17 protein-coding genes are annotated in these 21,834 nt (G+C 55.6%); 7 read left to right on the top strand and 10 right to left on the bottom strand.

What is annotated here, in order from left to right; all coding sequences use genetic code 11:
* Nucleotides 1–275: 275 nt before the first annotated feature.
* Complete coding sequence (locus IM290_RS06965; RefSeq protein ID WP_193042261.1) at nt 276–2,219, bottom strand: bifunctional 2',3'-cyclic-nucleotide 2'-phosphodiesterase/3'-nucleotidase; 1,944 nt, start codon at nt 2,217–2,219, stop codon at nt 276–278.
* Nucleotides 2,220–2,409: 190 nt separating this feature from the next.
* Here IM290_RS06965 and cysQ point away from each other — a divergent pair, with 190 nt between their 5' ends.
* Entirely contained in the window at nt 2,410–3,150 is a 741-nt protein-coding gene (cysQ, locus tag IM290_RS06960; protein WP_015572488.1) for a 3'(2'),5'-bisphosphate nucleotidase CysQ, read from the top strand.
* On the opposite strand, the gene IM290_RS06955 is transcribed toward cysQ, so the two are convergent.
* Entirely contained in the window at nt 3,144–3,701 is a 558-nt protein-coding gene (locus IM290_RS06955; protein WP_017383934.1) for a YtfJ family protein, read from the bottom strand. The two genes, cysQ and IM290_RS06955, sit on opposite strands and share 7 nt — an antisense overlap.
* A 324-nt stretch (nt 3,702–4,025) precedes the next feature.
* Here IM290_RS06955 and IM290_RS06950 point away from each other — a divergent pair, with 324 nt between their 5' ends.
* Entirely contained in the window at nt 4,026–4,232 is a 207-nt protein-coding gene (locus IM290_RS06950) for a DUF1107 domain-containing protein (protein WP_003856054.1), read from the top strand.
* A gap of 76 nt (nt 4,233–4,308) precedes the next feature.
* Here the strand turns inward: IM290_RS06950 and IM290_RS06945 are convergent, their stop codons facing one another.
* From IM290_RS06945 to IM290_RS06920, 6 genes are all read right to left on the bottom strand, one after another.
* Nucleotides 4,309–5,646, bottom strand: coding sequence for a hemolysin family protein (locus IM290_RS06945; protein WP_006810357.1), 1,338 nt, complete (start codon nt 5,644–5,646; stop codon nt 4,309–4,311).
* Nucleotides 5,647–5,839: 193 nt separating this feature from the next.
* A complete protein-coding gene (locus IM290_RS06940; protein ID WP_032652309.1) occupies nt 5,840–7,384 on the bottom strand; it encodes an MFS transporter in 1,545 nt (514 codons plus the stop codon).
* 69 nt (nt 7,385–7,453) lie between these two features.
* Nucleotides 7,454–8,476: a Gfo/Idh/MocA family protein gene (locus IM290_RS06935; RefSeq protein ID WP_193042262.1), complete on the bottom strand. Its 1,023-nt coding sequence runs from the start codon at nt 8,474–8,476 to the stop codon at nt 7,454–7,456.
* A gap of 9 nt (nt 8,477–8,485) precedes the next feature.
* Complete coding sequence (locus IM290_RS06930; RefSeq protein WP_193042263.1) at nt 8,486–9,553, bottom strand: Gfo/Idh/MocA family protein; 1,068 nt, start codon at nt 9,551–9,553, stop codon at nt 8,486–8,488.
* A gap of 2 nt (nt 9,554–9,555) precedes the next feature.
* On the bottom strand, nt 9,556–10,734 hold the full coding sequence (locus tag IM290_RS06925; protein ID WP_193042264.1) for a Gfo/Idh/MocA family protein: 1,179 nt from the start codon (nt 10,732–10,734) through the stop codon (nt 9,556–9,558).
* A 15-nt stretch (nt 10,735–10,749) separates the two neighbouring features.
* Nucleotides 10,750–11,901, bottom strand: coding sequence for a Gfo/Idh/MocA family protein (locus IM290_RS06920; RefSeq protein WP_058687197.1), 1,152 nt, complete (start codon nt 11,899–11,901; stop codon nt 10,750–10,752).
* 192 nt (nt 11,902–12,093) lie between these two features.
* Between IM290_RS06920 and IM290_RS06915 the strand changes: the two genes are divergently transcribed.
* Nucleotides 12,094–13,152: a LacI family DNA-binding transcriptional regulator gene (locus IM290_RS06915; RefSeq protein WP_015572495.1), complete on the top strand. Its 1,059-nt coding sequence runs from the start codon at nt 12,094–12,096 to the stop codon at nt 13,150–13,152.
* On the opposite strand, the gene msrA is transcribed toward IM290_RS06915, so the two are convergent.
* Nucleotides 13,153–13,794 carry a peptide-methionine (S)-S-oxide reductase MsrA gene (msrA, locus tag IM290_RS06910; RefSeq protein ID WP_006810351.1) on the bottom strand — a complete coding sequence of 214 codons (642 nt, stop codon included), beginning with the start codon at nt 13,792–13,794 and terminating at the stop codon, nt 13,153–13,155. It abuts the gene before it with no gap.
* A 224-nt stretch (nt 13,795–14,018) separates the two neighbouring features.
* Here msrA and tamA point away from each other — a divergent pair, with 224 nt between their 5' ends.
* Genes tamA through IM290_RS06895 form a run of 3 tightly spaced genes read left to right on the top strand, consistent with a single transcriptional unit; the run spans nt 14,019 to nt 19,872 of the window.
* Nucleotides 14,019–15,752 (top strand): autotransporter assembly complex protein TamA, encoded by a 1,734-nt coding sequence (gene tamA / locus IM290_RS06905; RefSeq protein WP_017694656.1) that lies wholly within the window; start codon nt 14,019–14,021, stop codon nt 15,750–15,752.
* A complete protein-coding gene (gene tamB, locus IM290_RS06900) occupies nt 15,749–19,525 on the top strand; it encodes an autotransporter assembly complex protein TamB (protein WP_193042265.1) in 3,777 nt (1,258 codons plus the stop codon). The genes tamA and tamB overlap by 4 nt, the downstream gene beginning before the upstream one ends.
* Nucleotides 19,526–19,527: 2 nt before the next feature.
* Complete coding sequence (locus IM290_RS06895) at nt 19,528–19,872, top strand: gamma-glutamylcyclotransferase (RefSeq protein ID WP_017383925.1); 345 nt, start codon at nt 19,528–19,530, stop codon at nt 19,870–19,872.
* Between the two features lie 130 nt (nt 19,873–20,002).
* Here IM290_RS06895 and ppa read toward each other — a convergent pair whose 3' ends face one another.
* On the bottom strand, nt 20,003–20,533 hold the full coding sequence (gene ppa / locus IM290_RS06890; protein ID WP_006810347.1) for an inorganic diphosphatase: 531 nt from the start codon (nt 20,531–20,533) through the stop codon (nt 20,003–20,005).
* 309 nt (nt 20,534–20,842) lie between these two features.
* Between ppa and ytfQ the strand changes: the two genes are divergently transcribed.
* Nucleotides 20,843–21,799, top strand: coding sequence for a galactofuranose ABC transporter substrate-binding protein YtfQ (gene ytfQ, locus IM290_RS06885; RefSeq protein ID WP_017383924.1), 957 nt, complete (start codon nt 20,843–20,845; stop codon nt 21,797–21,799).
* The last annotated feature ends 35 nt before the right edge of the window (nt 21,800–21,834 follow it).

Here is a 21,834-nt window from a genome sequence, read left to right as displayed (position 1 = left end):
TCGCGGTGCCTTCGGCTCATTCCTTCCGGCTTATCGGGGACGGGCGGAGGTAACATCCCTGTAAAGCCCGCCCTCTCGGCGCATCCCTGCGCCTCGCCCCGGCCTACAGGAAACGCCTCAGCGATTTACAGCCGGACCGAGGCATCGCTGAAAGCCCTCAGTTATTCTGAGGCAACGTTATAGCTTTTGCTTTCAAATTACTGGGGAACCCTCAGCCCACGGGGAGAGGGAACAAACACCAAAAAAAAACGGCAACGTGCGTTGCCGTTTTGCTTTTACCTGCTCAAATCCACCTGATAAATCGCGAACCCAATATCATCCGTCGCGACCTTCTTCATCGGATACTGCGCCTTATCCTTAATGAACGCGGCCGCCTTGTCGGTCGGTGACGTTTCAAAGCGAATATCCAGCTTAGTGTCGCTGTGGATCGGCGCAAGTCGCCAGTTGTTATCCACCGCCGGATGAATTTCACCCGTCTTTTTCGACTCCGCGCTGATCCACGCCGCCAGCACCGAACGGTTCTCATCCGGCGAGGCAAAGGCGATGTGGCTGTCACCCGTACCGGCAAACTTGCCGCCATAGGCGCGGTAGTTGTTGGTCACCACCAGGAAAGTGGCATTCGGATCAATCGCTTTGCCGTTGAAGGTCAGGTTTTTGATGCGTTCTGCCTGCGGATTAATGGCCTGACATTCGCCGTCATATTTCGCGGGCTGGGTAACGTCAATCTGATATTCCACGCCGTCGATCACGTCGAAGTTGTAGGTGCGGAAACCGTCCCAGTTAATCAGCGACTGCGGTTTGCTGCTTTGCGGATCGATCTGGTTGAACTGCCCGGCAGAGCACTCCAGCCACTCCTTCACCTCTTTCCCGGTAGCTTTCACCACCACGAGGGTGTTGGGATAGAGGTAGAGATCGGCGGCATTACGGAAGGTCAGCTGGCCTTTTTCCACCTCAACGTAGCTGGCCGGATCGTTCTTCCGCCCGCCCACTTTGAATGGCGCCGCGGCAGACAGTACCGGCAGATTTGCCAGATCCGGATCGCCCTGAATATAGTGCTCCGCATAGGCTTTCTGCGCCATGTTGACGACCTGCACGGTCGGGTCATCCTGTACCAGCGCGAGGAAGCTGTACATGTTATCAGCCGATTTACCGATCGGCTTGCTGACAAATTCACGCGTCGCGTCGTGGTCATGCTTCAGGATGTCGACCAGCTTTTTATCTTCCCCTGCCAGAGATTTTTTGGCCGCTGCGTCGTAGATCGGACGCGCTTCCGCTTTCGACTGCGTGACTTTCCAGCTTCCGCTGTCGTTATTCAGCACCAGATCCACCACGCCAAGGTGGTCGCCCCACATGCCCGGCATTACCGATGGCACACCGTTGAGCGTCCCTTTTTCGATGTCCGCGCCTTTGATAGCAGCGAAATCTTTACCCGGGAAGACGGCGTGGGCGTGACCGAACAGGATCGCATCCACGCCCGGCACCTGGCTGAGGTAGTACACGGAGTTCTCAGCCATCACCTGATACGGGTCGGCCGAGAGGCCAGAGTGCGCCACGACGACGACCACATCCGCCCCTTTCGCCCGCATCTCCGGCACGTATTTGCGCGCGGTTTCGGTAATGTCGTTGACGGTCACTTTCCCGTCGAGGTTGGCTTTATCCCACGTCATGATCTGCGGCGGCACAAAACCGATATAGCCGATTTTCAGCGTCTGTTTTTTACCGTCCTGGTCGACAACCTCGGTCTCTTTAATCAGATAAGGGGTGAAGAGCGGCTTCTTCGTCTTAACGTCGATGATATTGGCGTTAACGTACGGGAATTTCGCTCCTGCCAGCGCGTCGTGCAGGTATTTCAGGCCGTAGTTAAATTCGTGGTTGCCCAGGTTGCCGACGGCATAGTCCAGCGTATTCATTGCCTTATAAACAGGATGGATCTCGCCTTTTTTCAGCCCCTTCGCCGCCATGTAGTCTCCGAGCGGGCTGCCCTGAATTAAGTCCCCGTTATCGACCAGCACGCTGTTTTTCACTTCACCGCGGGCGGCGTTGATCAAACTTGCCGTGCGTACCAGTCCGAATTTTTCCGTAGGGGTATCTTTGTAGTAATCGAAGTCCATCATATTGCTGTGCAGATCGGTGGTTTCCAGAATACGGAGATCCACCGTCGCTGCCTGAACGCTTGCCGCAATCAGCGTTGCCAGGAGCGTTGCGCTAAACTTAATCATCTGAGGAGTCCTTTTTTCGATCCAAGCCACAAAAGAATATGTATGTAGTATTTGTTGCTTACAGAAGTGTGAATGCTGCCAGAAAAAAGGGCGCTGAAACCAGAATTGCTTCACAGATAGCGGAATTGTTCACATTACGATATAACTAAAACAATAAGTTATGCCCACTGCGTTAACGAAGAGGTGGAGAATGTTAGATAAAATTTGTCAGCTCGCACGGGATGCGGGTGATGCCATTATGCAGGTGTACGACGGTGCGAAACCGATGGATGTTGTCAGCAAAGCGGATGACTCCCCGGTGACGGCGGCGGATATCGCGGCGCATGCGGTGATCCTGAAAGGTTTGCAGGCCCTGACGCCGGATATTCCGGTCCTTTCTGAAGAAGCGCCCCAGAGCTGGGATGAACGTCAGCACTGGCAGCGTTACTGGCTTGTCGACCCGCTGGACGGCACGAAAGAGTTTATCAAGCGTAACGGTGAATTCACCGTCAACATCGCCCTGATTGAAAAAGGAAAAGCGGTGCTTGGCGTGGTTTACGCCCCGGTGATGAAAGTAATGTACAGCGCGGCGGAAGGTAAAGCCTGGAAGGAAGAGTGCGGCGTGCGTAAGCAGATCCAGGTGCGTGATGCTCGTCCTCCGCTGGTGGTGATCAGCCGCTCGCACAGTGACAGCGAGCTGGAGGAGTATCTGCAACAGCTGGGTGAACACCAGACGACGTCGATTGGCTCGTCGCTGAAGTTCTGTCTGGTGGCGGAAGGGCAGGCGCAGCTGTACCCCCGTTTCGGGCCGACGAACGTCTGGGATACGGCGGCAGGGCATGCGGTGGCGGCGGCCGCTGGCGCGCATGTGCATGACTGGCAGGGTAAGCCACTGGACTACACCCCGCGCGAGTCATTCCTGAATCCGGGCTTCCGGGTGTCACTTTACTGAGTCAGTAGCTTATGCAGCAGGGCAACCACCTGCTGCACCTCATCCTGCGTCAGCGCGCCGTCTTTAACCCACTGTACGCGACCGTTTTTGTCCAGCACGACAATCGCTGAACTCTCTTCTTCCAGCTGCCACGCCTTACGCGTCACGCCGTTGCTGTCGACAATAAACTGCGACCACGGATAGAGCTTCTTATTGCTCTCAAGGCTTGATCGCACAAACATCCCGGAGCCGGGAATCGCGTCGTCGGTGTTCACGATGGTGGTGGTCTGGTAGCGATCGTGCGGGAGTTTTGCGGCTTTGATCGCTTCCACGAGGGTGGCATTTTTCTCTTTAGCGGATGTACGTCCGGCAATATGTTGTACAACTCTCACTTTGCCCGCAAGCTGCGCGCTATTCCAGGCTTTATAGCTAAACTTATCATTGTCGAGAATCAATTCTCCCCGGTCAGCAATGCCGACCGGCGGGACACGTTGTCCTTTTTCAATGTTGTGTGCGGAAGCCATCAGCGGCAGCAACAGGCAAGCTGCTGCCAGGAGGTTACGTAGGGTCATGGTGTTTCCTTATTGTTAGCAGGTGATCCGACCACTTGGTCATGCGCTTTTAATCATAAGTGCGATCAATAGGCTTTTCCCGCAATCCCGATGCCAGTTTGCGGGCGAACGCACATATCCATGCAAAAACGACGGCATATACTGCGCTGTATCACGCTTTGCAAAGATTATTCTGAATAATTGTAATCAAACGGTAAATAAACTTATGCACACTGGGTAAGTACGAGGTTCTGGTCTATAGTCATTGGGCATCAAAATTTGCGCTCAGGACAGTCGGGCCGATTGTGGCACCGCAAGAGCGTATGATTCGCAGGAGATACAAGAATGAAAATTTTCCAACGCTACAACCCGCTTCAGGTGGCGAAGTACGTGAAGATCCTGTTCCGTGGACGGTTGTACATCAAGGATGTTGGCGCTTTTGAGTTCGATAAGGGCAAAATCCTTATCCCAAAAGTGAAGGACAAACAGCACTTGTCTGTGATGTCCGAAGTCAACCGTCAGGTTATGCGTCTGCAAACTGAGATGGCTTAACCAACGTGCTATGCAGTAGTAGTTAAAAAGACGGCTCCCGATGGGAGCCGTTGATGTTTGTGGGGCATACAAAGGATTACGCTGACACCTTCTCTTCGGCATCCGGCAGTTTCGGCACCAGCACGGTCGGTTTGCTATCAATACGCGTTACCAGCAGCTGGTCGATGCGGTAGTTATCAATATCCACCACTTCAAACTTGAAGCCGGAGAACTTCACCGAGTCGGTACGTTTCGGGATTTTACGCAGCATAAACATCATAAAGCCGCCGATGGTCTCGTAGTTGCCTGACTGCGGGAACTCGTCAATGTCGAGTACGCGCATGACGTCTTCAATCGGCGTACCGCCATCGATGAGCCATGAATTTTCGTCACGCTGAACAATCTGTTCTTCCAGCCCCTGGCCGACCAGGTCGCCCATCAGGGTCGTCATAACGTCGTTGAGGGTGATAATGCCCACCACCAGCGCGTATTCGTTCATGATCACCGCGAAGTCTTCTCCGGCGGTTTTGAAACTTTCCAGCGCTTCGGAGAGCGTCAGGGTGTCCGGCACTATCAGGGTATTGCGGATCTGCACGCCGCTGTTCAGCGCCAGGCTCTGGTTTGCCAGCACGCGGTTCAGCAGGTCTTTGGAGTCCACATAGCCGATGATATGGTCGATATCTTCGTTACAGACCAGGAACTTGGAGTGCGGATGCTGCGCCACTTTGGTCTTCAGGCTCTGCTCGTCTTCATGCAGATCGAACCAGATGATGTTTTCACGGCCGGTCATGGAGGACGGCACGGTACGGGATTCCAGTTCGAAAACGTTCTCAATCAGCTCGTGCTCCTGCTTACGCAGCACGCCTGCCAGCGCCCCGGCTTCCACCACCGCATAAATATCGTCGGAGGTGATGTCGTCTTTACGCACCATCGGCAGCTTGAAGATGCGGAAAATGACGTTCGCCAGGCCGTTAAAGAACCACACCAGCGGACGGAAGACATACAGGCAGAAGCGCATCGGGTTGATGATACGCAAAGCCACAGCTTCTGGCGCAATCATACCGATGCGTTTCGGGGTCAGGTCCGCGAATAAAATGAACAAGCCGGTGACCAGGGAGAAGGAGAGGATGAAGCTCAACTGCTCGGCCAGCTCTACGGACATGTACTTAACAAAGAGGCTATAAAACGCCGGAGAAAACGCTGCATCGCCCACGATACCGCCAAGGATGGCGACCGCGTTCAGGCCAATCTGCACCACGGTAAAGAACATGCCGGGGTTTTCCTGCATTTTCAGAATGCGTGATGCGTTGATGTTGCCCTCGTCGGCAAGCAGCTTCAGTTTGATTTTACGGGAGGCAGCCAGCGAGATCTCCGATATCGAGAAAAATGCACTGACGGCAATAAGACAAAGTATTACTAAAATACTGTTTAACATAGTTTATCCGGCTTCTCGCCAGATCCTCAGAAGGGGAGTTGATACCATTCGTGTGAAGACACATTGAACTCAGCTCGTAGCGTTGAGCCGATTATTTCAGCGGTAGTATAGCGTAAAGACGTGTAAACCTGCCAGAGGTCACGTTTTCGGCAAAAAAAGCCGGACCGGCACGGGGCCGATCCGGCGAGAAGGGCTATTTCACGATGGATAAGTTTTCGCCCACAGCCAGGCGTGTGGCATCGCCGCCCCAGACCTGATCGTACTCATAGCCTGTCAGCTGTTTGATGACCACGCGGGTGCTGGCGTCGCAGTCGCGATAGTCGCCACCGAGCTTCCGACGCGCGATCTCCTTGAGCAGCACCTTATGCGTCTCGCGGGTCAGCTTAAATTTGTAGGTCGCGAAGAAGCTCACTGCCAGCAGCGCGGCGGTGGCAAAAATCATCAGGCCAATTATTGCTCCCAGCGCGCTTTCAGGCTGTGCGCCACTGCCTTTCACAAAACCGGACTCCTGCAACACCAGGCCGATAATCATAATCGCAATGGCGACGGTGCTTTTGCGGGTCAACACCATTACGCCAGCGAAAATGCCTTCCCGGCGTTGCTGCGTGACGATCTCGTCGATATCCGGAATAAAGCTATAAATATTCCACGGAATGTAATAGAGGCCGGAACGGGCTGCACCCAGCAGGATGAAGACGGCGGAGAACAGCAGCGTTGGCACCTCTGTTTTGGTGAGATAAACCGTAAACAGGAATGCCAGCACCAGGAAAATGCAGCTATACGAAAGGCGCAGTGCGGCGGAAGGGGTCATGTTCAGCCTGTTGAGTAACAGCATAAATCCGTACGTGCCCGGCACGGAGGCAAAAGCCGCAATACTTAGCCAGCCGGACACTGCTGCCGCATCCTGACTCAGGCAATACACCACGTAATAGGTAAAGACTGAACCAAATACGTCCATCGCGGTGAAGGAGAAAATATAAATAAGAATATGCAGGCGGAAAGCGCGAATACGAAAAGAAGAGAAGAGATCCAGCACCAGATATTTGAGGTGATTAATTACTCCGCTGCTGCGCTGGGTATCAACTTTGAAGTCATACTCCTGATGCACATCTTTTGCTTCCCAGGTGCTGTACCAGGTAATAAATACCGCGATGCAAAAGACGCAGGAAAATATCAGTCCGGTTAGCGTGTAGGTAAAGGAATTATCTTTGCCGGTAAATTGCATAATCACGCCCGGAACCGACACCGCAAGAAAACCGCCCAATTGCGAGCAGATCATCCGTACGCCCGACAGGCGGCTGCGCTCTTCATAGCGGTTGGTCATCTCCGCGGCGAGGGTTTCCCACGGCACCAGCACCATCGCTGAAAGCAGTTCGATGGAAAGATAGGTGCCCAGGTAATACCAGTAACCCATGTCCGTCAGCCACAGCAGAGCATAGAGGAACATTAAGGGAGAGCTGAGTAATAAGAAGAAACGACGACGGCCAAATTTACGCCCAAGCCAGGTGTCGCCGAAATTGTCGGTGATGTAACCCATTATCGGGCTTAATACCGCGTCAATGACGCGAGCAATAGCAAATATAGAGCCGGCTTCCACGACGGATAATCCGCAATAGGTGGTGTAAAAAAATAACAGCCAGGTGCCGATAATGGCGAAAGCGCCTCCGCCAAAGAGGTCGGTTATGCCGTAGCCAAGCGCCACGCCATAACCCACTCTGCGTTCAGTTGGTTTAACCATAATAATATCCAGTGTAGGGTAGATGTAGAGGTTGTATTTTTATTGCACTGCTGGACTACACGTGACGTTCTAATTATTAATATCTATCCATTGTCTTAACTGAGATGACCGATAAAAAGCCTCCACAATCTTGAGTGATTTTCCGGCGGTACAAATATCGGTAAAATCCGTACTCTCCGGGTGATGAATAGCGTGATAAAAACGGCGGATCGCCTGCTGGTGTCCTAATCCCCAGTAACTTTTTGCGGTGCCATCGGGAGAGGCATCGCTTTCCAGGCGAAATCGTTCGCCGGGCGTTATGCGCCAGAGCGTGTTGTCGTTGAGCAGCAGTGAGCCGCGCTCGCACTGGATCTCCAGACAGAGGGGGGAATCCGTGGTGTGGCAGTTGCTGGCATAAAACAGACCGCGCGCACCGTTGGTAAAGTGAAGCGTGGCCATCGCGCTGTCTTCCCCTTGCGTGACGTCAGCCAGTTCCCCGCTGTCGACTACCCCCTTCAGCCGCGTGACGCCACCCGCGAACCACTGCATCAGATCGAGGGTATGGATCGCCTGGTTGATTAGCAGGCTTCCACCTTCCGTTGCCAGCTGCCCGCGCCACGGGCTTTCCGTGTAATACGCCCCCGAGCGGGACCAGGTCAGCACAGCTTTGATACTTAACATCTTTCCCAGTACGCCTTCCGCCAGCTCCTTGCGAATGCGCAGGCTGGTCGGATTGAGCCGGTTCTGGTAGCAGACGCCGAGCCTGCCGGGTGCCTGCGCGGCGGCAGAGGCAATGTCGGCAAGCTCGCTGCTGTTCATGCCCACCGGTTTTTCGCAAAAGACATGTTTCCCGGCGGCCAGCGCCGTCAGAATCATGTTTTTGTGCTCGAAGTGGGGCGTGCAGATATGCACCACGTCGATGCTGTCATCCAGCAGCATTTCCCGGTAATCCTGATAAAAGCGGCACTGATAGTTCATCGCCAGCTTCAGTCCTTTGACGCTGTCGATATCGACCAGCGCGCGCAGCGCGACATTGGGGATTTGCCTCAGGGCATTCACATGGCAACTGTGAATAGCCCCGGCACCGATAATCGCCGTGTTCAGGATGTTCATGTCGTCCCCTTAGTCAGCTGCGTTTGCGAGCATTTGTGCTTTCACGCACAGTTCGGCAGCTTTGAAAGCGTGCGCCTGAGTCATGGCATTTTCGGTGCGGTGCAGGCAGTCGAGGATCAGTTCGCCAAAGTACGGGAACCCAACCTGCCCGGCCACAGGATAGCGGAACTCGCCCTCGTTATTGACGAGGTAGACGACATCCTGCTCGCCCCGGGTGAGATCGACATATTTACGGATCTCGATATACCCGTCGGTACCGAGCAGCGTCAGGCGACCATCGCCCCAGGTAGAGAGCCCGTCAGGAGTGAACCAGTCACAACGGAAATAGCCGCTGGCGCCGTTTTCTCCTTTGAGCATGGCGTCGCCAAAATCTTCGAATGCGGGATACTGCGGGTGGTTAACGTTGCGCACCTGGCTGGCGACCACGGTGGCGTCGCGGTTGCCGGTATAAAACAGGAACTGCTCGATCTGGTGGCTGCCGATGTCGCACAGGATGCCGCCGAAATAGCGGCGATCGTAGAACCAGTCCGGGCGGCCAGTCCCTTCCCGGTGCGGCCCCATGCCCAGGGTTTGCACCACGCGACCAATGGCGCCTTGCTGTACCAACTGCCCGGCAAAGACCGCGCTTTCCACGTGCAGACGCTCGCTGTAGTAGACCGCGTATTTTTTCCCGGTTTTCTCCACCATCGCTTTGGCGTCTGCCAGCTGTTCAAGGGTGGTGAGCGGCGCTTTGTCCGTGAGGTAGTCTTTGCCAGCCGTCATCGCCTTCAGCCCCAGCGCACAGCGTTCGGAGGGGATGGCCGCCCCGGCCACCAGGCGCACGTCGTCATCGGCGAGAATAACGTCCAGGGAATCAGCCACCTTCACCTGCGGGTACTGCTGAACAAACGTGTCCACTTTCGCCGGATCGGGATCGTAAACCCACTTCAGCGTGGCACCTGCTTCAATCAGGCCATTACACATTCCGTAGATATGGCCGTGGTCGAGCGCGGCGGCGGCAAATACAAATTCACCCGCCTGCACCACCGGCTGCGGTTTGCCCACCGGCGCGTAGTTCATTCCGTCATTCTTGTTCATGGTTACAGTCCTCGATCCAGATCTTTACCCAGAGGGATAGCGCCCACTTCGCTGAAGTTGGCGACGCTTGCGGATTTTTCATAAAAACGGGGGGCGAGGGCGTTCGTCCCGCCGGTACGGTAAAACGGATCATCGCGGCCAACAGGCAGGGAAACGACACTGCGGGTAATGGCTGATTTATACATCGCAGTAATCAGCTCCAGCGAGCGCTTACCCTGCACGCCGTCCACCAGCGGGGCCGTACCGCGCTCAATGCTCTGAAGCAGGTCGTTGATCTGCCCGGTGTGCAGAGTCCATTCGAGCCTGGGCGTCGCCTGGAAAACGGCGTCAAGCTGGGCTTCTCGCTCAATATCGTTGGTCTCCTGCGGGAAGCCGTTGTCAGCACTCACGCTGGCATAAGCCTGCCATGGGGCGGAGATGCGCGCTTTATCACCCTGGATAATGATCTTCTGATCTTCCCCGTGGTGTACTACCGAGGCGGTAAGCTGGGTGAGTGCGCCGTTGGGGTATTTGAATATCGCGGCGCTAAGGTCTTCTACTTCGGCGTTGTCATGGGCCACGTTGGTCATCATCGCCACCACTTCAGACGGGAAACCGAGCATCCACTGAATGGCGTCGATATGGTGCACCGCGTGGTTCAGCGTGCAGCCGCCTCCTTCTTTTTCCCACGTGCCGCGCCACCACAGGTCGTAGTAGCAATGTCCGCGCCACCAGAAGGAATCCACCTGCGCATGGCATATTTTTCCGGCGAGGCCGGAATCCAGCGCCGCTTTTAAGCGCCAGAAGGCATCGGTAAAGCGGTTCTGGGCAATGATGGAGAGCGTTTTTCCGCTGGCCTGCTGGGCGGCGATCATCGCATCACACTCCTCCAGCGAGGCGGCCATCGGTTTTTCGCACAGCACATGGCAGCCGGCATAAAGCGCATCAATGCTGATCTCCGCATGGACATAGGGCGGGGTGCAGACGTCAACGATATCGATGGGAAGCGCATCCTCCAGCATCTGCCGGTGGCTGGCGTACACGCGGGCGTCCGTCAGGCCGTAACGCGCTTTTTTCTCTTCCGCTTTCTCCGGATAGATATCAACCAGCGCAACGATCCGGCAGCGCTGTCCAAACTGCAAATAACCCTGAATATGGTTATGGGAGATATTTCCTGTTCCCACAATGGCGACATTTAACATCGATTTTCTCCGGTGTTACCAGGTACCCGCGGCATCCAGCGTGATGCTGGTGGCCCCTTTATCTACAGAGGTGCTGATGCGCTGCTGAAGCAGGCGCAGGTATTGCTTTTCGTTCAGCGGTAGCTCAACCCAGTCGTCAGTCCAGGTGGAGAGGTGCATGGCGTTAGAGAGGGTTAAACCGTGAATGCCTTCCAGACCCGGCGCAATCAGCGGCTCGCCGCGCAGCACGGCGGCGCAGAAGTTGGCGGTGATGACGTGGTGCTCGCTGTATTCCGGGGCAACAGGGACAGAAACCTCCCAGCATTCCGGCTCACCGAAGCCATTCTGCCAGCGAGCGTTAAACTCGGTTTCCGATTCGCGCAGCCGCCAGTAGCGCAGTTTGCCCTCGTCGACGACCACTTTACCGCGATCGCCGACAATCTCCAGGCGGTTGGTGCCCGGCGTTTCCGCGACGGTGGTGATGAACACGCCGGTCGCACCGCTGGCGTATTCGGCATAGGCGGTCACCTCGTCTTCCACTTCGATATCGCGATGCTTACCGAACTGGCAAAACGCGCGCAGACGAACCGGCATGCCCACCAGCCACTGCCAGAGATCGAGCTGATGCGGGTCCTGGTTGAGCAGCACGCCGCCGCCTTCCCCTTTCCAGGTGGCGCGCCAGCCGCCGGAGTTGTAGTAACTCTGCGAGCGATACCAGTTGGTGATGATCCAGTTGGAGCGGCGGATCTCGCCCAGCTCGCCGCTGTCGATCAGATCTTTCACTTTCTGATACAGCGGGTTGGGCCGCTGGTTATACATGATGCCGAACACCACGTCGCACTCCCGGGCGCAGGCGTTCATCTCCTGGACCTGCGCGGTGTAGACGCCTGCTGGCTTCTCACACAGGGTATGAATGCCGTGGCGCATCGCCAGCATCGACAGGCGCGGGTGATCGTAATGCGGCGTGGCGACAATGACCGCATCGATAAGCCCGCTCTGGAGCATCTCCTGCGCATCACTGAACAGCGGAATGCCGCCAACCAACTGCCGAATGGCCGGATGCTTTTCCGGCGCGTTATCGCACACCGCCGTAAGGCAGGCGTCGCTGACGGTTCCGGCCAGTAAATAGCGTGCGTGGACCGTACCGATATTACCTATACCAATAATGCCAAAACGTACCTTCTCCATGTCTCACCTTAATTTCAGCCAAAAAGCGTGATGACCGAAAAATAGGAAAGGCGAGACGTAGCGACAATGTGTTTTTGTGAGAATACTCGCAAGGTGAATAAGTAAACTCCAACCATTTTGAAATTTGGTTTTAAAATCAAAGCGCTGTTTCTGCAAATATTTGCAAAAACTGATTGAGAGCGAGGTCACACTATGCCGGGCAAGTTAAAAATGGAGGAGATCGCGTCCCTGACGGGATATTCCGTGAGCACGGTTTCCAGGGTGTTGAGCGGCAAGTCTTATACCAGCGATAAGGCCCGGGAAGCCATTGTCCGCACCGCGCGGGAGCTTGGCGTGCTGGAGTCGATGGCGAGCGGGCGGCTCTTAATTAACGGAATCGCTGTATTTGCACCTGAAAGAACGTTTCAGGGTCGTGGGGATATTTTTTATCTGGAAGTGACTAAAGGCATTGCGGAAGCCAGCGCGCCACATAATGTCTGGATCAGTTATTGCGGATTAGAGGAACAGAATGCGGACGTGAAATTATTTATGGAAAAGGCAAGCCATAAAAATATTAACGCAATAATTATCATTGGTACGGATGATTCCACCATATTTAAGCTGGCCAGCACGCTGAATAAACCCTGTGTATTAATTAATTCCGTTGACCGAGACCGGGTGCTGGATTCGGTTTCCCCCGATCATCGCGCAATCGGCTTTACCACGATGCAATATCTTTTCGAGCAGGGGCATCGCCGGGTGCTGACCATCACCTGTTTACGCCGGGACACGCTCTATGCCCGGCTGGATGGAATTAAAGAAGCGTACCGGCATTTTCATGTGGCGTTTGAGCCGCAGCGGGATTTACTGGTCACGGAGTGGTTTACCGCTGAAGAGGCTGAGCGCGAGCTGGATGCGTGGCTGTTACGTCACGACAGAGCGCAGTGGCCTGAGGTCATTTTTCCCAACAGCACCAGCATGACCGAGGGTGTGCTGAAGGCGTTACAGCGGCATGGGCTGCGCGTGCCGGAAGACATCTCCATCATCACCACCGATTTTGCGTGGAATTTAGCAAACCGGCTTGAAAAGCCCATTACGGGGATCACGGTGCCCTGTCGGGATTTGGGCATAGAAGCGGTGCATTTGCTGCAAACGCGACTAAACCGGCCACAGGCGCCGGTTTTTAACCTGCTGTTGCAGGGGAAAGTCATTGATTACGGTTCGGTGAGTAATGCCACGCGCCACGCGGCTCGCGTGGCGCTGATGCAGTAATCAGGCCTGCTGTGGAGGCAGGCAAACGCCAATGCCGCCGATACCGCAGTAGCCATACGGATTTTTATGCAGGTACTGCTGGTGGTCGTCTTCGGCATAGTAGAACGGTTTCGCGGTAGCGATTTCCGTCGTGACCTGACGTTTATCACCGGCCGCCTGCATCGCTTCCTGGAAACGCGTCAGGCTGGCGTGGGCGGCGGCCTCCTGCTCTGGGGTGAGCGGGTAGATGGCCGAACGGTATTGGGTGCCGTGATCGTTACCCTGACGCATGCCCTGTGCCGGGTCATGGTTTTCCCAGAACACCTGGAGCAGCTGTTCATAGCTAATGACGCTCGGGTCATACACCACACGCACCGCTTCAGCATGACCGGTCTCACCGGAACAGACTTCGCGGTAGGTTGGGTTAGGCGTATATCCTCCGGTGTAGCCCGCAGCGGTGCTGTACACGCCCGGCAGTTGCCAGAACAGGCGTTCTACGCCCCAGAAGCAGCCCATGGCAAACAGGGCGATCTCCATTCCATCAGGAACGTTTGTCATTGAATGGTTGTTTACGGCGTGTAATGTTGCCACTGGCATAGGGGTGTTGCGTCCCGGTAACGCATCGGCTTGTGATACCAGATGCTTTTTATCGAATAAACTCACGGTGGGGCCTCCCGGGTAGCGTTGTTTCGGTTAAGGTTGTCACGAAGCGTTTAATTGAACACAATAAACGCGATGAATGAGTCTAGATTTAATCATAAGAAATATTTGGGTGTTACACCCTTTTTCAACCCGTAATTTGGGTTTTTGGCTTTCAGGCCGTATTTTGTCGCGGAGCGGCACTGCATTTGCTTCCAGGGTGGAAACAGGGATATTCAGGAGAAAACGTGACAAAGATCCGCCAGTTATGTTTAGTCAGTTTAATGCTGACCAGCGGGATTGCCAGCGCGGCGAATGTCCGTTTGCAGGTTGAGGGGTTATCCGGGGCGCTGGAAAAAAACGTGCGTGCGCAGCTTTCTACCATCCAGAGCGATGAGGTCACGCCGGATCGGCGTTTTCGCGCGCGCGTGGATGACGCCATCCGCGAAGGCTTAAAGGCGTTGGGGTACTACGAACCCACCATCGATTTCGATTTACGCCCGCCGCCGGCGAAAGGACGCCAGGTGTTGATTGCCCGCGTCTCGCCGGGCGAACCCGTCCTGATTGGCGGCACGAACGTGGTGTTGCGCGGCGGTGCGCGCACCGATCGGGACTACCTGGATCTGCTCAGCACCCGTCCGAAAGTGGGCACCGTGCTCAATCACGGGGATTACGATCGTTTTAAAAAATCCTTAACCAGCGTTTCGCTGCGCAAAGGCTACTTCGACAGCCGGTTCAACAAAAGCCAGCTGGGCGTTGCGCTTGAGCGACGTCAGGCATTCTGGGATATCGATTACGACAGCGGCGAGCGCTACCGGTTTGGCGATGTGACCTTCGAAGGATCGCAAATCCGTGACGAGTATCTGCAAAATCTGGTGCCGTTTAAAAAGGGCGACTACTACCAGTCCAGCGACCTGGGCGAGCTGAACCGTCGTTTGTCCGCGACGGGCTGGTTTAACTCCGTGGTGGTGGCGCCGGAATTTGATAAATCCCGTAAAACGAAAGTGTTACCGCTGCATGGCGTGGTCTCTCCGCGCACCGAGAACACCATTGAGACCGGTGTCGGCTACTCCACGGACGTCGGCCCGCGCGTGAAAGCCTCGTGGAAAAAACCGTGGATGAACTCCTACGGCCACAGCCTGACCACCAGCGTCAGCCTGTCTGCGCCTGAACAGCAGCTGGACTTCAGCTATAAAATGCCGCTGCTGAAAAATCCGCTTGAGCAATACTACCTCGTGCAGGGCGGCTTTAAGCGTACCGATTTGAATGATACCGAGCAGGACTCGACGACGCTTGCGGTATCACGCTTCTGGGATCTCTCCAGCGGCTGGCAGCGCGCCATTAACCTGCGCTGGAGCCTCGACCACTTTACCCAGGCAAACGTCACCAACACCACCATGCTGCTTTATCCGGGCGTGATGATCAGCCGTACCCGCTCGCGCGGTGGCCTGATGCCGACCTGGGGCGACTCTCAGCGCTACTCCATCGATTACTCCAACACCGCCTGGGGCTCCGACGTAGACTTCTCCGTCTTTCAGGCGCAAAACGTCTGGATCCGCACGCTGTACGACAAACACCGCTTTGTGATGCGCGGTAATCTCGGTTGGATCGAAACCGGTGATTTCGAACGCGTCCCGCCGGATCTGCGCTTCTTCGCGGGGGGCGACCGCAGCATTCGCGGGTATAAGTACAAATCGATCTCACCTGAAAACGACAAAGGCCAGTTGACCGGGGCGTCAAAACTGGCGACCGGCTCGCTGGAGTACCAGTACAACGTCAGCGGCAAATGGTGGGGCGCCATGTTTGTCGACGGCGGTGAAGCGGTGAACGATATCCGCCGCAGCGATTTCAAAACCGGCGCGGGTGTGGGCGTGCGATGGCAGTCACCGGTCGGGCCCATCAAGCTCGATTTCGCCGTTCCGGTGGGCGACAAAGACGAACACGGTTTACAGTTTTACATCGGTCTGGGGCCTGAATTATGAGTTTATGGAAGAAGATAAGCCTCGGGGTGCTGATTTTTATCGTATTACTGCTCGGTACGGTGGCGTTTCTGGTGGGCACCACCACGGGCCTGCATTTGCTGTTTAACGCCGCGAACCGCTGGGTGCCGGGGCTGGAAATCGGCCAGGTAACGGGCGGCTGGCGCGATCTGCGCCTGAAAAATATCCGTTATGAACAGCCCGGCGTGGCGGTGAACGCGGGCGAGTTTCATCTGGCGGTCAAGCTCGGCTGCCTGCGGGACAGCCAGCTGTGCGTAAACGATCTGTCGCTAAAAGACGTTAACGTGGCGATAGATTCCAAAAAAATGCCGAAGTCCGAGCCTGTCGAAGAAGAGGACAGCGGCCCGCTGAACCTCTCCACGCCGTACCCGATTGCGCTTTACCGGGTCGCACTGGATAACGTCAATATCAAAATCGACGACACGACGGTATCCGTGATGGATTTCACCTCCGGTCTGCGCTGGCAGGAGAAAAACCTCACCCTGACCCCAACCTCCCTGCAAGGGCTGCTGATTGCGCTACCGAAGGTGGCCGACGTGGCGCAGGAAGAGATCGTCGAGCCGAAGATCCAGAATCCGCAGCCGGAAGAAAAACCGCTGGGCGAAACGCTGAAAGATCTCTTCTCGAAACCGGTTCTGCCGGAGATGACCGACGTGCATCTGCCGCTGAACCTCAATATCGAAGAGTTTAAGGGCGAGCAGTTGCGTCTGACCGGCGATACCGATCTGACGGTCTTCAACATGCTGCTTAAAGTCAGCAGTATCGACGGCAACATGAAGCTCGACGCGCTGGATATTGATACTAACCAGGGGTCGGTCAACGCCTCAGGCAATGCGCTGCTGCGCGACAACTGGCCGATAGATATTACGCTGAACAGCGCCCTGAACATCGATCCGCTGAAAGGCGAAAAGGTGAAGGTGAAAGTCGGCGGCGCGCTGCGCGAGAAGCTGGAGTTCGGCGTAAACCTCTCCGGACCGGTGGATATGGTGCTGCGCGGGCAAACCCAGCTGGCAGAGGCCGGTTTACCGCTCAATCTTGAGGTTGACAGCAAGCAGCTTTACTGGCCGTTCACCGGCGAAAAACAGTTCCAGGCTGACGATCTGAAGCTGAAGCTGAGTGGCAAAATGACCGACTACACGCTGTCGTTCCGCACGGCGGTGAAGGGGCAGGGGGTACCGCCCGCCGATATCACCCTGGATGCGAAGGGTAACGAGTTGCAGGTTAACCTCGACAAGCTGACCGTGGCGGCGCTGGAAGGAAAAACCGAGCTGACCGCGCTGCTCGACTGGCAGCAGGCGATCAGCTGGCGCGGCGAGCTGAAGCTGACCGGGATCAACACCGCTAAAGAGGTCCCGGACTGGCCGTCAAAACTGGATGGCCTGATCAAAACCCGCGGTAGCCTGTACGGTGGCACCTGGCAGATGGACTTGCCGGAACTCAAGCTCACCGGCAACGTGAAGCAGAACAAAGTCAACGTAGAGGGCTCGCTTAAGGGCAACAGCTATCTCCAGTGGGTGATCCCGGGCCTGCACGTGGCGCTGGGTCGCAACACGGCGGATATCAAAGGCGAGCTGGGCGTGAAAGACCTCAATCTGGATGCCACCATCGACGCGCCAAATCTCGATAACGCCCTGCCGGGTCTTGGCGGCACGGCGAAGGGGTTAGTGAAGGTTCGCGGTACGGTGGAGGCGCCGCAGCTGCTGGCGGACATCACCGCCAATAACCTGCGCTGGCAGGAACTTTCTATTGCCCGCGTGCGTGTCGAGGGAGACGTGAAATCCACCGATCAGATCGGCGGAAACCTGGATCTGCGCGTGGAGCGTATCTCTCAGCCGGACGTGAACATCAGTCTGGTCACGCTGGCGGCAAAAGGTAACGAAAAGCAGCACGATCTCCAGCTACGCGTGCAGGGCGAGCCGGTCTCCGGGCAGCTGCACCTGACGGGCAGTTTTGACCGCCAGGCGACGCGCTGGAAAGGCGTGCTGGATAACACCCGCTTCAGCACGCCGGTCGGCCCGCTGGTGCTGTCGCGGTCTGTCGCGCTGGATTACCGCAACGCGGAGCAAAAGATCAGCATTGGGCCACACTGCTGGACCAACCCGAATGCTGAGCTGTGCGTGCCGCAGACCATTGATGCAGGCGCGGAAGGACGCGCGCAGATCAACCTCAACCGTTTCGACCTGGCGATGCTGAAACCGTTTATGCCGGAAACCACCCAGGCCAGCGGGGTCTTCAGCGGTAAAGCGGACGTCGCGTGGGACACCACCAAAGAGGGACTGCCGCAGGGCAGCATTACCCTCTCCGGGCGTAACGTGAAGGTGACGCAGGAGGTCAATGACGCGCCGCTGCCGGTGGCGTTCGACACCCTGAATGTGAACGCTGACCTGCGTAACAATCGTGCGGAACTGGGATGGCTGATCCGCCTGACCAACAACGGTCAGTTTGACGGACAGGTGCAAATTACCGATCCGCAAGGGCGGCGCAATCTCGGCGGCAACGTCAATATTCGCAACTTCAACCTGGCGATGGTGAATCCGATCTTCTCGCGGGGAGAAAAGGCGGCGGGGATGCTCAGCGCCAACCTGCGTCTGGCGGGGGATGCGCAAAGCCCGCAGCTGTTTGGCCAGATGCGGTTAAACGGTGTGGACATTGACGGTAACTTTATGCCGTTCGATATGCAGCCAAGCCAGCTGGCGATGAACTTTAACGGCCAAAGCTCAACCCTCAGTGGCTCAGTGCTGACGCAGCAGGGACAAATCAACCTGAGCGGTGACGCAGACTGGAGCCAGCTCGACAACTGGCGCGCCCGTATTGCGGCCAAGGGCAGCAGGGTGCGTATCACGGTACCGCCGATGGTGCGCCTGGACGTGTCGCCAGACGTGGTCTTTGAGGCAACGCCGAGTCTCTTCACCCTGGACGGCCGTGTTGACGTACCGTGGGCGCGCATCGTGGTTCACGAGGTGCCGGAAAGCGCGGTTGGCGTCTCCAGTGACGAAGTTATGCTCAATGAAAATCTGAAACCTGTTGAACAGAAGAGCGCTGGCATACCGATCAATAGTAATCTTATCGTGCACGTGGGGAATAACGTGCGTTTGGACGCGTTTGGGCTGAAGGCGAGACTCACGGGTGACCTGAAAGTGGCGCAGGATCAACAGGGGCTTGGCCTCAATGGACAAATCAATATTCCTGAAGGGCGCTTCCATGCCTACGGTCAGGATTTGATTGTGCGTAAAGGCGAGCTGCTGTTCTCCGGTCCACCGGATCAGCCGGTACTCAATATCGAAGCGATCCGTAACCCGGAAGCCACCGAAGATGATGTGATTGCAGGCGTGCGCGTGACGGGCTCCGCCGATGAACCTAAGGCAGAGATCTTCTCTGACCCGGCCATGTCGCAACAGGAAGCGCTCTCTTACCTGCTGCGCGGCCAGGGTCTGGATAGCCAACAGGGCGATGGCGCGGCAATGACATCAATGTTAGTCGGTCTGGGGGTTGCACAAAGTGGTCAGGTTGTGGGTAAAATCGGCGAGACGTTTGGCGTAAGCAATCTGGCGCTGGACACTCAGGGCGTGGGTGACTCTTCGCAGGTAGTGGTCAGCGGCTATGTACTGCCGGGTCTACAGGTAAAATATGGCGTGGGGATCTTTGACTCACTGGCTACACTCACGTTACGTTATCGCCTGATGCCTAAGCTATATCTGGAAGCAGTGTCCGGCGTAGACCAGGCACTTGATCTGCTCTATCAGTTTGAGTTTTAGCAATGCGAATATTTGTTTACGGCAGTTTACGAACCAGGCAAGGCAACAGCCACTGGATGACCAACGCCCAGTTGCTGGGAAATTACACAATCGAAAACTACCAGTTGTACAGTCTGGGCCACTATCCAGGCGCGGTTCCGGGGAACGGAACGGTACAGGGTGAGGTTTATCGTATTGATAATGCTACGCTGGCCGAACTTGATGCCTTGCGCACCAGGGGCGGTGAATACGCTCGCCAGTTGATCCAGACGCCTTACGGCAGTGCATGGATGTACGTGTACCAACGTTCGGTCGACGGGTTAACGTTGATTGAAAGCGGTAACTGGTTAGACAGAGACCAGTTCTGAAAAACGACAACGCCACCTTACGGTGGCGTTGTCGTTTTGCGCCGTAGGCCCGAGCAAGCGAAGCGCCGCCGGGCGCATCGACAGGCACAAAAAAGCCCCGACGCGCGGGGCTTAGTCTCAGCAGTAAGAATTACTTCTTAGCAGCACGTTCGAAGGAGGCGATGATTTCTGCTTTCGCCGCTTCTGCGTTATCCCAGCCTTCAACTTTAACCCATTTGCCTTTTTCGAGATCTTTGTAGTGCTCGAAGAAGTGGGCGATCTGCGCTTTCAGCAGCTCTGGCAGGTCGTTCACATCTTTAATGTGATCGTACTCTTTGCTCAGCTTGGTGTGCGGTACGGCAACCAGTTTCGCATCTTCACCCGCTTCGTCAGTCATTTTCAGCACGCCAACAGGACGGCAGCGAATGACGGAGCCTGGCTGCAATGGGTATGGCGTTGGGACCAGTACGTCAACCGGGTCACCGTCCAGAGACAGAGTGTGGTTGATGTAGCCGTAGTTGCACGGATAGAACATGGCGGTAGACATGAAACGGTCAACGAACAGCGCACCGGTGTCTTTGTCGATTTCGTATTTGATTGGATCTGCGTTGGCCGGGATTTCGATCACAACGTAGATGTCTTCTGGCAGTTCTTTACCCGCAGGGACGTTGAGTAAGCTCATGTCGGTGTCCTTTAAAATGGATGGTAAACAAGTGGCAGGTATTATAGCCAACTGGCGCTGAAAGTCTCCGCCTGTTTTCGTCTTCTCTCCCTCGCGCCTTCACTTTTCAGACCGTTTCCATGACAGGATAATCCATAAACTCAGCCGCATTTTAAATGTTGAAATGAAAGCGATTACAAACTTGTGATTAACGTTTTATTCACTTTTCTGAAGTGTGATGTAACGCAATCCGTAACATATTCCATTGGCTATAGTTCATCCGCGGAACATCTTTTAACCAACAATAACCTACCCTACGAGGACGTTCATATGTGGAAGCGCTTACTTCTTGTTACAGCAGTTTCGGCAGCCATGTCGTCTATGGCGATGGCCGCACCCTTAACCGTTGGATTTTCGCAGGTCGGATCTGAATCTGGCTGGCGCGCCGCTGAAACGAATGTGGCGAAAAGTGAGGCCGAAAAGCGCGGTATTACGCTGAAAATCGCCGATGGTCAGCAAAAGCAAGAGAACCAGATTAAAGCGGTGCGCTCGTTTATCGCTCAGGGCGTGGATGCCATCTTTATTGCCCCGGTTGTCGCCACGGGCTGGGAGCCGGTGCTGAAGGAAGCCAAAGATGCTGAAATTCCGGTATTCCTGCTCGACCGTTCCATCGACGTAAAAGACAAATCTCTCTATATGACCACCGTCACCGCCGATAACGTGCTGGAAGGCAAACTGATTGGTGACTGGCTGGTGAAGCAGGTGGATGGCAAGCCGTGTAACGTGGTTGAGTTGCAGGGCACCGTCGGGGCGAGCGTGGCTATCGACCGTAAGAAAGGTTTCGCGGAGGCCATCGCCAAAGCACCAAACATTAAGATCATCCGTTCTCAGTCCGGCGACTTCACCCGTAGTAAGGGTAAAGAGGTCATGGAAAGCTTCATCAAGGCAGAAAATAACGGCAAAAATATCTGCATGGTTTACGCCCACAACGACGACATGGTGATCGGCGCCATCCAGGCCATCAAAGAAGCGGGCCTGAAGCCGGGCAAAGATATCCTCACCGGCTCGATCGACGGCGTACCGGACATCTACAAAGCGATGATTGACGGCGAAGCGAACGCCAGCGTGGAGCTGACGCCAAATATGGCGGGCCCGGCATTCGATGCGCTGGAGAAATTCAAGAAAGACGGCACCCAGCCTGAGAAGTTGACCATCACCAAATCCACGCTCTACCTGCCGGACACGGCGAAAGAAGAGTTAGAGAAGAAGAAAAATATGGGCTACTGATCCAGTGAAATTGCCGGGTGGCGCTGCGCTTACCC

Origin of the sequence: Enterobacter cloacae complex sp. S1, assembly GCF_014930525.1 — a bacterium.
Lineage (GTDB): Bacteria > Pseudomonadota > Gammaproteobacteria > Enterobacterales > Enterobacteriaceae > Enterobacter > Enterobacter hormaechei_C.
The sequence above is the reverse complement of the archived record's forward strand: the minus strand, read 5'-3'. Positions and strand labels throughout refer to the sequence as shown.